Raw genomic sequence first — 12,503 nt, 5'->3', positions numbered from 1 at the left:
TCAAAAACCCGCTGCGGCCTCTTGGCACAGCTGGCTGGCAAGCATTCCCAGGGTCATCAACGCCCTCTCCGCCTCGCGGTTCCACGGCGTGCCGCAATTGAGGCGAATACAGTGGTTGAACTGTTCGGTATTACTGAAAATCAGCCCTGGCGCAATGCTGATGCCTTGTTGCAGGGCACGCACATGCAGTTCCTGAGTATTGACCCGCCCCGGCAAACTGACCCACAGGATAAAGCCGCCGGTCGGGCGGGTCATCTGGGTGCCCTCGGGGAAATACTGCTGCACCGCCAATTGGAAGGCGCTGAGGTTCTTGCGGTATTCCTGGCGGATGTAGCGCAAATGACGGTCGTAGCCACCGTTTTCCAGATAAGCCGCGACGCCCATCTGGGTGACGCTGCATGCCGAGTGCGTGCTGAACATCTGCAGGCGCTGGATTTCCTGCTGGTATTTGCCGGCAATCATCCAGCCAATGCGCACGCCTGGGGACAAGGTCTTGGAAAAGCTTGAGCAATAGATCACCCGGTCGAGGCGGTCGTAAGCCTTGAGGGCTTTGGTGCGGCCGAGTTCGAACATCAACTCGCCGTAAATATCATCTTCGACAATCTGGATATCGAAGTCCGACGCCAGGCGCAGCAACTGTTTCTGCCGCTCCTCTGGCATGGTGCCGCCCAGCGGGTTACTCAAGCGCGTGGTCAGCACCAGCGCTTTGATCGACCATTGGTTGGCGGCCAGTTGCAGGGCTTCCAGGCTCATGCCCGTGGCAGGGTCACTGGGGATCTCGATCACCTTGAGGCCCAGCAGATCAGCCAATTGCAGCAAGCCGTAATAGGTCGGTGATTCAGCCGCGATCAGGTCGCCAGGGCGCGTCAGCACGCGCAACGACATTTGCAAGGCATCGACACAGCCGTGGGTGATCACCACTTCGGAAGGGTCCACTACCACCCCGGCATCGCGCATGCGGATCGCCACCTGGCGCCGCAGGGGTTCAAAGCCAGGGCTGAACATGTAGCTGAACGCCCGTGGGCTCTGGAAACGCGTGACCTTGGCCAATTGCTGATGCAATGCCCGCACCGGCAGGTAGTCGACACTCGGCACCGCCGCCCCCAGGGGAAAAACCCCTTCACGGCGCGACTCGACCAGCACCTGCTGGATGATACTGCTACGGGTGACCAAACCTGGGCGCTCGACCCGTGCGATATCAGGCGTAGGCGCCGTGAGTGCTGGCGTCTGGTGCACGTAGTAGCCCGACTGCGGCCGCGCCCGAATCAGCCCCTGGTCTTCCAGGTTGGCGTAGGCCTGCAGCACCGTGGCATGGCTCACATTGAGCTGGGAACTCATCTTGCGTACCGACGGCACGCGCTCCCCCGGTTGGTAGACACCGCGGCGGATGTCCTCAGCCAGTTGCTGGGCAATACGTTGGTAAAGCAACAGATTGGTCATGACGCAGCACTCGATTTCACGGGCATTTTATTTTTGTGTGAAACATACATACCGGCACAGTTTAGAAGTGTACGGGGACAGTTGCCACAATAGTCGAGCGTGGGCAGGAGTGACAGTAAAAACTGCCGGGGGAGCTGGGGTGGGCATCGCCGAAACGAAATGTGGGAGCGGGCTTGATCGCGAAGGCAGTGTGTCAGTCAGCACATCCAGTACTGAGCCACCGCATTCGCGAGCAAGCCCGCTCCCACAATTTGGATCTGCGTCAGCTATTAGCGCGCTGCGCCCAATTGGCCCTTCTCGTCAGAGAACACAATTTCCACCCGACGGTTCTGCGCGCGGCCACGCTCGGAGGCATTGGCTTCCACCGGGTATTGGTCGCCATAACCTTCGACTTCGATGCGCTTGTCATCGATACCCAGGTCCATCAACAGGTCGGCCACCGATTGAGCCCGGTCGCGGGACAGTTTCAGGTTTTCCTGCTCGCCACCGGTGTTGTCGGTGTAACCCTCGATGCGCACCCGACGCTTGGGGTTCAGTTGCAGGAATTGCACGATCTTGAGCACCGTGCGGTTGGCCGAGTTCTGCAGCTCCGCTTCGCCGGTGTCGAACAGTACGTCGCCCAGGGTCATCACCAGGCCACGGTCGGTCTGGGTGGTGAGGCTGGCGATTTGCGCTTCAACCCACTTGCCCTGCTGTTGCACGCTGGCCAGCTTGTTTTCGCGCAAGGCCAGTTGCAGGCGCTGACGTTCCAACTCCAGTTGGGTGCCGCGCTCGGCATTCAGGCCCTGCTGGGTGTGCTCTCGGGCGATGGCGCTGTACCGCTGGCTCAGGTAGGCGTAATGCACCACATCGGAGCCGCTGCCCCAGTAGCTGGACAGGCGATCGGCGCGGGCCAGGGACTCTCCGGCGCGGATCACGTCCTTGGGCGCGAAGCGCAGCACGTTGGCGTCTTCCTTGACCTTTTGAAAGTCATCGCCGGCCTGCTGCAACGCCTGCTCGCTCGTGGGTTGGCTCGCACAGCCGCCCAAGGCCACGCTGCCCAGCAGCAGTACACAGCTCAGGCCACGGATCATCGGGCTCATTGTGCTTCTCCCAACTGCAGCTGCTTACGCAGGCGAGTGATACGGGTATTGAGCACGTTCAATTGTTCCTGGCTCTTGCCGGTCAGCACTTTGGCTTCGGCCAGGCGTGCGTCCAGCTCAGCCTGCTCGGCGCGCATCCGCGCTCGCTTGTAAGATTGGTCGGCCATGTTGCCCTTGGCCCGGGCGAATTTTTCTTCGGCCAGCTTCAGTTCGGGGGATTCATCGGTGTTGGCCCCGACCGCGGTGGCTTGTTCCAAGGCTTGCTGGGTCAGGCGCATTTGTTCGATCGGCGCAGGATCGGTTGCGCATCCCGCCAGCGCGACAACGGCAAGGGCCGCGAAAAGAGCTCGAAAAATCACTGTAAATCCCTACTTTGTTGGGGTGCCGACAGGTTGTTGCAGTTGCGCTTTCCAACGCTCCAGATTGCGCTGCAGCGCGGCTTGAGCGGCACCGGAGGCGGGCAATTCTGTCATCTTTTTCGTCAGCTGTCCGCGAAGCCAAGGATCATTGCAGGCCGAGTTGTGGGAAATCGCCAGGTACAGGCCAGGCTGATCGACAGGCACCTCATGGGCCACCAGGTCATTACTCATGCCCAGGGTCTGGGCCATGGCCATGCCGGAATAGCGCCCAGCCAGCACGTAGTCCACCTCACCGAGCAACAGTTTCTGCAAAGCCGGCGTCAAATTGGGCAGGCGTTGCAGGTTGAGTTGCTGGCTGGCGAAGGTTTCGAACTCCGCGCTCAAACGCGCACGTTCCGAGACTGCGCCTTTGTGGCCGTGCAAATCGGCGGCGGTGGAATAGACCACGGCTGAATCCTTGCGCGTCCATACCAGGTAGTCGGTCTGCATCAGCGCCGGATGGATGTAGTCGAAGTGGTCCAGTTCACCCAGGTTCAGCGGTGCGTCGGCGAGAATGTCCATGCGCCCGCTGCGTGCTTCATCAAGGGCCAGGGAGCGTTTGCCGCCGTAGAGCAGGTCGATTTTCAGCCCGAGCTCCTTGCCCACTTGTTGCAGCACGTCAGCGGTCGCGCCGATCAGGTGCGTAGGGTCCTGGGGGTCGCGCCAGAGTAAAGGCGGTGCGTCCGGGCTGCCGGTGATCACCAGGCGCTCGCACTTGCCGGCGGCGAGCGTCAGGCTCGGCAGCAGCGTAAGGCCCAACAGTACAGTCCAGGGGCGCAGCGCCATGGCATGTTCCTTCCTAAAGTGCTCGCGAAAAACGTCAACGATAACGCGTGCGTTCTGAATAAATGCGGCGCCTGTGGTTTTTTCGCGAGCGAGCTCGCTCCTACAGGGAATAAAAAAGCCCGGTCATAAGACCGGGCTCTTTATAAGTGAAGCGGCTGGATTAGACCAGCTTCTCCAATTCAGGTACGGCTTCGAACAAGTCCGCCACCAGGCCATAATCGGCAACCTGGAAGATCGGAGCTTCTTCGTCCTTGTTGATCGCAACGATCACTTTGGAGTCTTTCATACCGGCCAAGTGCTGGATCGCGCCGGAGATACCGACGGCGATGTACAGCTGTGGCGCAACGATCTTGCCGGTCTGGCCGACCTGCATGTCGTTGGGTACGAAACCTGCGTCAACGGCTGCGCGGGAAGCGCCGACCGCAGCGCCCAGCTTGTCGGCCAGGGCGTACAGGTGTTTGAAGTTGTCACCGTTCTGCATGCCACGCCCGCCGGAAACGACGATTTTGGCAGCAGTCAGTTCAGGACGGTCCGACTTGGCCAGCTCTTCGCCGACGAAGCTGGAAGTGCCAGCGTCGTGGGCAGCGGAGACGGCTTCAACGGCAGCCGAGCCACCTTCGGCAGCAACCGGGTCGAAACCCGTGGCGCGTACGGTGATGACCTTGACCGAGGCGTTGGACTGCACGGTAGCGATGGCGTTACCGGCGTAGATCGGGCGCTTGAAGGTGTCGGCGCTTTCTACCGAGATGATCTCGGAGATCTGGTCAACATCCAGCTGCGCGGCAACGCGTGGCAGGATGTTTTTGCCGTTGGAGGTAGCGGCGGCCAGGATGTGGCTGTAGCCAGCGCCAAGCTCGGCGACCAGCGGTGCAACGTTTTCCGGCAGCTGATGCGCGTAAGCGGCATTGTCAGCGTTCAGGACTTTGCTCACGCCCGCGATTTTCGCAGCGGCTTCAGCCACAGCGCCGGCGCCCTGCCCTGCTACCAGGACGTGGATGTCACCACCGATTTTGGCGGCAGCGGCCACGGTGTTCAGGGTGGCCGGGGCCAGCACCTTGTTATCGTGTTCGGCGATTACGAGGATAGTCATGATCAGATCACCTTCGCTTCGTTTTTCAGTTTCTCGACCAGTTCAGCCACCGACTTGACCTTGATGCCCGCGCTGCGTGCAGCCGGCGCTTCGACTTTGACGGTCTTGTTGGTAGAGGCGGTGGAAACGCCCAAAGCGTCCGGAGTCAGCGTCTCCAGAGGCTTCTTCTTGGCTTTCATGATGTTTGGCAGGGACGCATAACGCGGCTCGTTCAAACGCAGGTCGGTGGTGACGATGGCCGGCAGTTTCAGGGAAACCGTCTGCGCGCCGCCGTCGATTTCACGGGTGACCGCAACGCTGTCGCCGCTCACTTCGACTTTCGAAGCGAAGGTGCCCTGGCCGTAACCGGTCAGTGCAGCCAACATCTGGCCAGTCTGGTTGTTGTCGCTGTCGATGGCTTGTTTGCCCAGGATCACCAGTTGTGGCTGCTCCTTGTCGACAACGGCCTTGAGCAGCTTGGCAACGGCCAGGGAGGTCAGCTCTTCAGCGGACTCCACCAGAATGGCGCGGTCGGCGCCCAGGGCCAAAGCGGTACGCAACTGCTCTTGGGCAGTGGTCGGCCCGATGGACACCACGACGATTTCCGTCGCCACGCCTTTCTCTTTCAGGCGTACGGCTTCTTCCACAGCGATTTCGCAGAAAGGGTTCATCGACATCTTGACGTTAGCAAGGTCGACGCCGGAATTGTCCGCCTTGACGCGAACTTTCACGTTGTAATCGACAACGCGTTTGACAGCTACAAGAACCTTCATGGATTCCTCGTTACTCTCCGGTGAAAAGAAAGTCGCCTAGGCGAACCTGGCGGTTGATGCTCATCGGCACACAAGGGCACCTCCAAAGACCTCGGCAGTGGCCTTGCACACGGGAAATGACGACCGTTCGTCAGTGGTGACTGAGAGGTCATTCTTTATCGTGGCGTGTAAACTGCGCTCCAACGTTTGGGTGCGCATCACCTTCATTGCCTTCGGCCTGTCTTTGGACGTGCTCTTGAAACCTGCAGTCTGCCTACGGGAAGCGCAAAACCGACCGTATCTTGACCGGAACGCCTATTCTGGTCAATACGGCAAAATGGTCAGTCATAAGCCCCGTTGCTTTGATTTATCTAGGCTGCAGGCGATTCAAACAAACGTTTGTATTGGACGCTGTCAGTGGTCTATATATAATGCGCCACCTAGAGAGACAGGTGGGTGCTGCCTTCGCGCAGAACCACACCGAACCTCCACCCATTAGAAAAAAAAGCCTGTTGAGCCTTGAGTAGGAGATAGCCTGTGGAACGCGAATACATGGAATTCGACGTGGTCATCGTCGGCGCTGGCCCGGCTGGCCTGTCTGCCGCCTGCCGACTGAAGCAGAAGGCCGCCGAAGCCGGTAAGGAAATCAGCGTCTGCGTGGTCGAGAAAGGCTCCGAAGTCGGCGCCCATATCCTCTCCGGTGCCGTGTTTGAACCACGTGCCCTGAACGAGCTGTTCCCGGACTGGAAAGCACTCGGCGCTCCGCTCAACACGCCCGTGGTGCGCGATGACATCTATGTACTGCGCAGCCCGGAAGCCTCCACCAAGGTGCCCGACTTCTTTGTGCCCAAGACCATGCACAACGAAGGCAACTACATCATTTCCCTGGGCAACCTGTGCCGCTGGCTGGCCCAGCAGGCCGAGAACCTCGGCGTGGAAATCTACCCAGGCTTCGCCGCCCAGGAAGCGCTGTTCGACGAGAACGGCGTGGTACGCGGCATCATCACCGGCGACCTCGGCGTCGACCGTGAAGGCAAGCCAAAAGACGGCCTGTACACCCCGGGCATGGAGCTGCGTGGCAAGTACACGCTGTTCGCCGAAGGTTGCCGTGGCCACATCGGCAAGCAACTGATCCAGCGCTTCAACCTGGACAGCGACGCCGACGCCCAGCACTACGGCATTGGCCTGAAGGAAATCTGGGAAATCGACCCAGCCAAGCACCAGCCGGGCCTGGTGGTGCACACCGCCGGTTGGCCGCTGGACATCATGGGTAAAGAGAACACCGGTGGCTCGTTCCTTTATCACCTGGAAAACAATCAAGTCGTGGTCGGGCTGATCGTCGACCTGTCCTACAGCAATACCTTCCTGTCGCCGTTCGATGAATTCCAGCGCCTCAAGCACCACCCGGTGCTGGCCCAGTACCTGGAAGGCGGCAAGCGGGTCAGCTACGGCGCCCGCGCGATCTGCAAAGGTGGCCTGAATTCGCTGCCGAAGATGGTCTTCAAGGGCGGCGCGCTGATCGGTTGCGATCTGGGCACCCTGAACTTCGCCAAGATCAAAGGCAGTCACACCGCGATGAAGTCCGGCATGCTCGCCGCCGACGCCGTGGCTGACCGCCTGTTTGCCGAATCCGAGGGCGGTGATGAGCTGACCACATATGTCGACAGCTTCAAAGCCAGCTGGCTGTATGAAGAACTGTTCGCCAGCCGTAATTTCGGCCCGGCCGTGCACAAGTTCGGCGCAATCATCGGCGGCGGTTTCAACTGGCTCGACCAGAACATTTTCGGCGGCAAGATCCCTTTCACCCTGCACGACACCAAGCCGGACTACGCCTGCCTGAAGCTGGCCAAAGACAGCCAGAAGATCGACTACCCCAAACCCGACGGCAAGCTGAGCTTCGACAAACTGAGCTCGGTGTTCATCTCCGGCACCAACCATGAAGAAGAGCAGCCGTGCCACTTGAAGCTCAAAGACCCAAGCATCCCGATCGGCACCAACCTGCCGCTCTATGATGAACCGGCGCAGCGCTACTGCCCGGCAGGCGTGTATGAAGTGGTGACCAAGGAAGACGGCGAGAAACGCTTCCAGATCAACGCCCAGAACTGCGTGCACTGCAAGACCTGTGACATCAAGGACCCCTCGCAGAACATCACCTGGGTGACGCCGGAAGGCGCGGGCGGGCCGACTTACCCGAATATGTAAGTCGTTCGCTTAACCAGAAAAGGCTCCCGAAATGGGTAATGCCAGTCAGTTAAGACAGAATCGGTAACTGTGGCGAGGGAGCTTGCTCCCGCTGGGGCGCGAAGCGGCCCCAAAAATGGGACTGCTACGCAGTCCAGCGGGAGCAAGCTCCCTCGCCACAAGTCACTGGTTGTCTGCTCTAGCTCTTAACTGACTGGCATTACCCGAAATGGGAGCCTTTTTTGTGGGCGACATCGATCAATATGTGGGAGCTGGCTTGCCTGCGATGGCGGTCTTCAGGTGCCAAATGTATAGCTGACCCACCGTTATCGCAGGCAAGCCAGCTCCCACAATAACCTCGTAGTGTCAGGCGGCCCGCTCTTCCCCCGGGTTGCGCAGGAAATAGCGCTTGTACTCCCGACTGAACTGCGACGTGCTCTGGTACCCCACCTTGTGCGCCGCCTGCGCCACGCTCATGCCTTCCACCAGCAGCAACTGCTGGGCCTTCAATAGCCGCAGGCGCTTGAGGTACTGCACCGGCGATAACAAGGTGCAGCGTTTGAAATGCTCATGAAAGGTCGACGCACTCATGTGCGCATACCCGGCCAACGTCTCGATATTCAGCGGCTCGGCGTAATGGGCATGCAGGTGATTCAATGAGGTGGCGATGCGCGAAAACTGCCCCTGTTGTTCCACCAGCGCACGCAGCACATCGGCCTGAGGCCCACGCAAGGCGGTGAACAACAATTCGCGCACCCGCGCAGGCCCCATGATCCGGCTTTCCAGCGGATCGTGCAGGCATTGCAACAACCGCTCGACGCAGCCGCGCATCGTATCGTCCAGCACCACCGAACTCATCGACTCCAAAGTCTGCGCGGTCGGCGGCGGCCCGGCTTGCATGCCCATGGCAATCACCAACTCGCCCAATACCACCCGATCGATGCCCACCGTCACGCCATACAACGGCGCCTCGGGGGCCATGGCAAAGGTCTCGCATTCGAACGGCACCGGCATCGCCTGGATCAGGTAATGCCCGGCGCCATACTCCAACGTGCGCGGGCCGAGGTAGGCGACCTTGCTGCCCTGGGCCACGAACATCAGGCTTGGCTCATAGATCTGCGGCCCACGCGCCACATCGCAACTGGCGCGCAGCACCTGCACGCCCGGCAGGTGAGTCGGGGAAAAACCATCGCGGGGCGTGAGCCCTTCGATCAAGGAAACCAGCGTGGCATTGGCGTCCAAATGGCGGGTCAACAGCATGGCAAAAAACTTCGCGGATGAGGGATGACACCATCATCGCAGGTCTGGCGGCCAATATATCCAAAGCTCTGGCACTGCCGGACGAATAGGCATGAGACTCGGAGCATTTGCCATGTTCGCGCCAAAGGCCTGCGCGCAGAATTCGCCGCCTCTGCAGTCCAAGCTTTTGTGAGGTTTACTATGTACACCGCCATCGGTTACGCCGCCCAGTCGGCCACCACGCCCCTCGCCCCGATGTCATTTGAACGCCGCAGCCCGCGCGTCGATGACGTGGCCATCGAGATCCTTTACTGCGGCGTGTGCCACTCCGATATCCACCAGGCTCGCAACGAATGGGGCATCGCCGTGTACCCGCTGATGCCGGGCCACGAAATTGTCGGCAAAGTCACCGCCGTCGGCGCCAACGTCACTGCGCATAAAGTCGGTGACCTGGTGGGCGTAGGCTGCATGGTCGACTCGTGCCGTCACTGCGAAGCCTGCCAATCAGACCTTGAGCAATACTGCCTCGAAGGCCCGACCATGACCTATGCCACGCCAGACCGCGTGGATGGCAGCAACACCATGGGTGGCTACTCCGACAGCATCGTGGTCAGTGAACACTTTGTGGTGAAGATCCCGGCCAAACTCGACCTGGCCAGCGCTGCGCCGATCCTGTGCGCAGGCATCACCACCTACTCGCCCCTCAAGCACTACGGCGTGAAAGCCGGCGATAAAGTCGGGATCCTCGGCATGGGTGGCCTGGGCCACATGGGCATCAAATTCGCCAAAGCCATGGGCGCCGAAGTCACGTTGTTCACGCGCTCGGCCAGCAAGGCCGAGGAAGGCCGTCGCCAGGGCGCCGACCATGTGATCGTGTCCACTGATGCCGAGCAAATGAAAGCTGCTGCCGGGCACTTCGATTTCCTGCTGGACACCATCCCGGTGCAGCACGACCTGAACCCCTACCTCGATGTGCTGCGCTTTGACGGCGTGCATATCCTGGTAGGCCTGATCGAGCCGGTGGACCCACCCGTCAACGCTGCCAAGCTGGTGCTGGGGCGTAAAGTCTTGGCCGGCTCGCTGATCGGCGGCATTGCCGAAACCCAGGAAGTCCTGGATTTCTGCGCCGAGCATGGCATTACCTGCGACATCGAGATGCTCGACATTCGCCAGATCAACGAAGCTTTTGCGCGCATGATTGCCGGTGATGTGAAGTACCGCTTTGTCATCGACATGGCGAGCCTGAAAGCCTGATCAGGCCTTGGCGCCCAACTCCGCTGACAGCCGGGCTGCGACCTGTTTGATCACAGGGATCAGTTCGGCCATTTTCTCCAGCGGCATGTAGGGCACCGTACTGGCAATGCTGATGCCGGCGACAATGCGCCCGCTGGCATCGCGCACCGGTGCGGCCACGCAGCGGATCGAAGGCTCGTTGTCTTCGAGGTCAAACGCGTAGCCACCCTCGACATACTCATGCATGCGCTGTTCGAACTGCGCCCAGGATTGCTCCGGGTGCTGCGGCCATTGCAGGCTCTTGCCCACCGCCGGCAAGCTCGCCTCATACAAGCGCTGCCACTCCTGCGGCGAATCATCCAGCATCAACGCCTTGCCGATACCGGTGCGCGCCAGCGGCATGCGATGGCCGACCCGCGAGCGCATTTCCGGCCCATTGCGGCCGGGGTTCTTGTGCAGGTAAAGCACCTCGTCGTACTCACGAATCGCCAGGTGAATGGTGTCGCCGGTCAGCGCCGACAACTCATCCAGGTACGGCACCGCCAGGTTCACCAAGGGCAACTCTTCACGGGCCTGGAACCCCAACTCGATCAGCTTGGGCCCCAGCAGATAACCGACCTGGGGCACCACGCGCAGGTAACGCTCGTCCACCAGGCAACTGGCCAGGCGGTGCGTTGTGCTGCGCGTGGTGCCGATGCGCCGGGCGATCTCCTTGAGATCCCGCGCACCAGCCGCCACCGCTTGCACCACGCCCAGGCCGCGCAACAGGGTCTGGGTGCCGGTGGGGGCGGCGTCTTTGACGGGGGTGTGGGCGTTTTCCTGCATATCGGGCCTATAAGTATGAAAGCGGGGGCATTATGGCAAATACCGCCCTCCTGAACACAGGAGATCCAAAGTGGGAGCTGGCTTGCTGTGGCGAGGGAGCTTGCTCCCGTTCGACAGCGCAGCTGGAGCCGGCTTTTGGGGGCGCTTCGCACCCCAGCGCAAGCAAGCTTGCTCGCCACAGCAAGCCAGCTCCCACAGTTTGATCTTCACAGGGCGACCATTAGCGTTGTTTCATGCGGTCGATTATCACCGCCAGCAACAGGATCGAGCCACGAATCACATATTGGTAAAAGGTATCGATGTTCTTCAGGTTCATCGCATTCTCGATGATCGCCAGAATCAACACCCCGGCAATCACATGGCGGATCATGCCGATACCGCCGCTCAACGACACCCCGCCCAGCACGCACGCCGAAATCACCGTCAGCTCGAAACCCTGGCCAATCATCGGCTGGCCCGAGGTCATGCGTGACGCGAGGATCACCCCGGCCAAGGCGCCGATCAAACCGTGCACGGCAAAGATGATGATCTTGGTGCGATCGACATTGACCCCGGCGAGCAACGCGGCTTCCTGGTTGCCGCCAATGGCCATGGTGTTGCGCCCATAGGTGGTGTAATTGAGCAGCCAGCCAAAGAACACAAAGCACAGGACGGTGATGATGATCGGCACCGGCACGCCCAGCAGTTGGCCGTTGCCGAACACGAAGAACCCTTCATTCATCACCCCCACCGCCTTACCGTTGGAGAAGATGTAGGCCAGGCCGCGCACGATCTGCATGGTCGCCAGGGTGGCAATCAACGCATTGATGCGCAGCTTGGCGATCACGATGCCGTTGATCAGCCCTACCACCAGGCCCATGGCCAAGGCCGCCGACACGCCGAGTACCACGCTGTCGGTGTCGCGCATCACGATGCCCGCCACCACCCCGGCGCAGGCGATCACCGAGCCTACCGACAAGTCGAAGTGCCCTGAGGCCAGGCAGAACAACATGGTGCACGCAGCAATACCGACAGTCGAAATCGCCAGGCCCAGACCGCGCATGTTCAGCGGCGAGAGGAAGTTATCGATGAACACCGCGCTGAGCACAAAAATGCCCAGTGCCGCCAGCAGCATCACCCAGTCATCGAGAAATTTGCGCTGATTGAAACCCGGCCAGAAACCCTTTGCAGTTTTTACCTCAGACATAGCCAAACCCTCTTGTTCTTGTTCAAGCCCGCGACTGTGGTAGCGCCAGTTGCAGCAGGCGCGCTTCATCCGCTTGGGCGCGGGGCAACTCACCGGTCAAGGCGCCCTCACTCATCACCAGTATGCGGTCGGAGATGCCCATCACCTCCATCAGGTCGCTGGACACCACGATCACCGCTATGCCGCTGGCCGCCAGGTTATGGATGATCTGGTAGATCTCCGACTTGGCGCCGATGTCGATACCCCGGGTGGGTTCGTCCAGCAGCAGGACCTTCATCGGCATCGACAACCAGCGGCCAAGGATGGCTTTCT

The 12,503-nt window shown here is 60.5% G+C and carries 11 protein-coding genes and 1 pseudogene; 2 read left to right on the top strand and 10 right to left on the bottom strand.

From position 1 onward, the window contains the following. The 6 genes from HBO10_RS11915 to HBO10_RS11890 all read right to left on the bottom strand — a co-directional run bounded on the left by HBO10_RS11915 (position 1) and on the right by HBO10_RS11890 (position 5,548). Positions 1 to 1,440, bottom strand: a complete 1,440-nt coding sequence (locus tag HBO10_RS11915; protein WP_003193472.1) for a PLP-dependent aminotransferase family protein — start codon at positions 1,438 to 1,440, stop codon at positions 1 to 3. A 269-nt stretch (positions 1,441 to 1,709) separates the two neighbouring features. Continuing rightward, the gene (locus HBO10_RS11910; RefSeq protein WP_034126751.1) at positions 1,710 to 2,522 is read right to left on the bottom strand and encodes an OmpA family protein; all 813 of its coding nucleotides are present in this window, start codon (positions 2,520 to 2,522) and stop codon (positions 1,710 to 1,712) included. Next, the gene (locus HBO10_RS11905; RefSeq protein ID WP_003193475.1) at positions 2,519 to 2,881 is read right to left on the bottom strand and encodes a DUF4398 domain-containing protein; all 363 of its coding nucleotides are present in this window, start codon (positions 2,879 to 2,881) and stop codon (positions 2,519 to 2,521) included. The genes HBO10_RS11910 and HBO10_RS11905 overlap by 4 nt, the downstream gene beginning before the upstream one ends. 9 nt (positions 2,882 to 2,890) lie before the next feature. After that, a complete protein-coding gene (locus HBO10_RS11900; protein ID WP_034126750.1) occupies positions 2,891 to 3,706 on the bottom strand; it encodes a transporter substrate-binding domain-containing protein in 816 nt (271 codons plus the stop codon). A gap of 160 nt (positions 3,707 to 3,866) precedes the next feature. Beyond that, entirely contained in the window at positions 3,867 to 4,796 is a 930-nt protein-coding gene (locus tag HBO10_RS11895) for an FAD-binding protein (RefSeq protein WP_034120769.1), read from the bottom strand. A 2-nt stretch (positions 4,797 to 4,798) separates the two neighbouring features. Continuing rightward, entirely contained in the window at positions 4,799 to 5,548 is a 750-nt protein-coding gene (locus tag HBO10_RS11890; RefSeq protein ID WP_014719538.1) for an electron transfer flavoprotein subunit beta/FixA family protein, read from the bottom strand. A 516-nt stretch (positions 5,549 to 6,064) separates the two neighbouring features. Here HBO10_RS11890 and HBO10_RS11885 point away from each other — a divergent pair. Beyond that, positions 6,065 to 7,729 (top strand): electron transfer flavoprotein-ubiquinone oxidoreductase, encoded by a 1,665-nt coding sequence (locus HBO10_RS11885; protein WP_034126749.1) that lies wholly within the window; start codon positions 6,065 to 6,067, stop codon positions 7,727 to 7,729. A gap of 345 nt (positions 7,730 to 8,074) precedes the next feature. Here HBO10_RS11885 and HBO10_RS11880 read toward each other — a convergent pair whose 3' ends face one another. After that, complete coding sequence (locus tag HBO10_RS11880; protein WP_034126748.1) at positions 8,075 to 8,968, bottom strand: AraC family transcriptional regulator; 894 nt, start codon at positions 8,966 to 8,968, stop codon at positions 8,075 to 8,077. A gap of 180 nt (positions 8,969 to 9,148) precedes the next feature. Here HBO10_RS11880 and HBO10_RS11875 point away from each other — a divergent pair, with 180 nt between their 5' ends. Continuing rightward, positions 9,149 to 10,201: an NAD(P)-dependent alcohol dehydrogenase gene (locus HBO10_RS11875; RefSeq protein ID WP_034126747.1), complete on the top strand. Its 1,053-nt coding sequence runs from the start codon at positions 9,149 to 9,151 to the stop codon at positions 10,199 to 10,201. Here HBO10_RS11875 and HBO10_RS11870 read toward each other — a convergent pair whose 3' ends face one another. The 3 genes and pseudogenes from HBO10_RS11870 to HBO10_RS11860 form a co-directional block, all read right to left on the bottom strand. Further along, entirely contained in the window at positions 10,202 to 11,005 is an 804-nt protein-coding gene (locus tag HBO10_RS11870; protein ID WP_034126746.1) for an IclR family transcriptional regulator, read from the bottom strand. 220 nt (positions 11,006 to 11,225) lie between these two features. Beyond that, positions 11,226 to 12,191 (bottom strand): L-arabinose ABC transporter permease AraH, encoded by a 966-nt coding sequence (gene araH / locus HBO10_RS11865; RefSeq protein ID WP_034126745.1) that lies wholly within the window; start codon positions 12,189 to 12,191, stop codon positions 11,226 to 11,228. Between the two features lie 22 nt (positions 12,192 to 12,213). Then, positions 12,214 to 12,503 (bottom strand): annotated as a pseudogene (locus HBO10_RS11860) (sugar ABC transporter ATP-binding protein); the annotation flags it as partial.

Origin of the sequence: Pseudomonas sp. WS 5503 (genome assembly GCF_012985385.1) — a bacterium.
GTDB lineage: Bacteria > Pseudomonadota > Gammaproteobacteria > Pseudomonadales > Pseudomonadaceae > Aquipseudomonas > Aquipseudomonas paracarnis.
Note: the sequence above shows the minus strand (reverse complement) of the source record. Positions and strands in the feature narration are given on the sequence as shown.

What these genes read in the sequence shown, in the direction of transcription:
- HBO10_RS11870 (WP_034126746.1), bottom strand. Translation starts at nt 11,005, where the DNA reads ATGCAGGAAAACGCCCACACCCCCGTCAAAGACGCCGCCCCCACCGGC.
- HBO10_RS11880 (WP_034126748.1), bottom strand. Translation starts at nt 8,968, where the DNA reads ATGCTGTTGACCCGCCATTTGGACGCCAATGCCACGCTGGTTTCCTTG.
- HBO10_RS11915 (WP_003193472.1), bottom strand. Translation starts at nt 1,440, where the DNA reads ATGACCAATCTGTTGCTTTACCAACGTATTGCCCAGCAACTGGCTGAG.
- HBO10_RS11910 (WP_034126751.1), bottom strand. Translation starts at nt 2,522, where the DNA reads ATGAGCCCGATGATCCGTGGCCTGAGCTGTGTACTGCTGCTGGGCAGC.
- HBO10_RS11895 (WP_034120769.1), bottom strand. Translation starts at nt 4,796, where the DNA reads ATGACTATCCTCGTAATCGCCGAACACGATAACAAGGTGCTGGCCCCG.
- araH (WP_034126745.1), bottom strand. Translation starts at nt 12,191, where the DNA reads ATGTCTGAGGTAAAAACTGCAAAGGGTTTCTGGCCGGGTTTCAATCAG.
- HBO10_RS11890 (WP_014719538.1), bottom strand. Translation starts at nt 5,548, where the DNA reads ATGAAGGTTCTTGTAGCTGTCAAACGCGTTGTCGATTACAACGTGAAA.
- HBO10_RS11875 (WP_034126747.1), top strand. Translation starts at nt 9,149, where the DNA reads ATGTACACCGCCATCGGTTACGCCGCCCAGTCGGCCACCACGCCCCTC.
- HBO10_RS11900 (WP_034126750.1), bottom strand. Translation starts at nt 3,706, where the DNA reads ATGGCGCTGCGCCCCTGGACTGTACTGTTGGGCCTTACGCTGCTGCCG.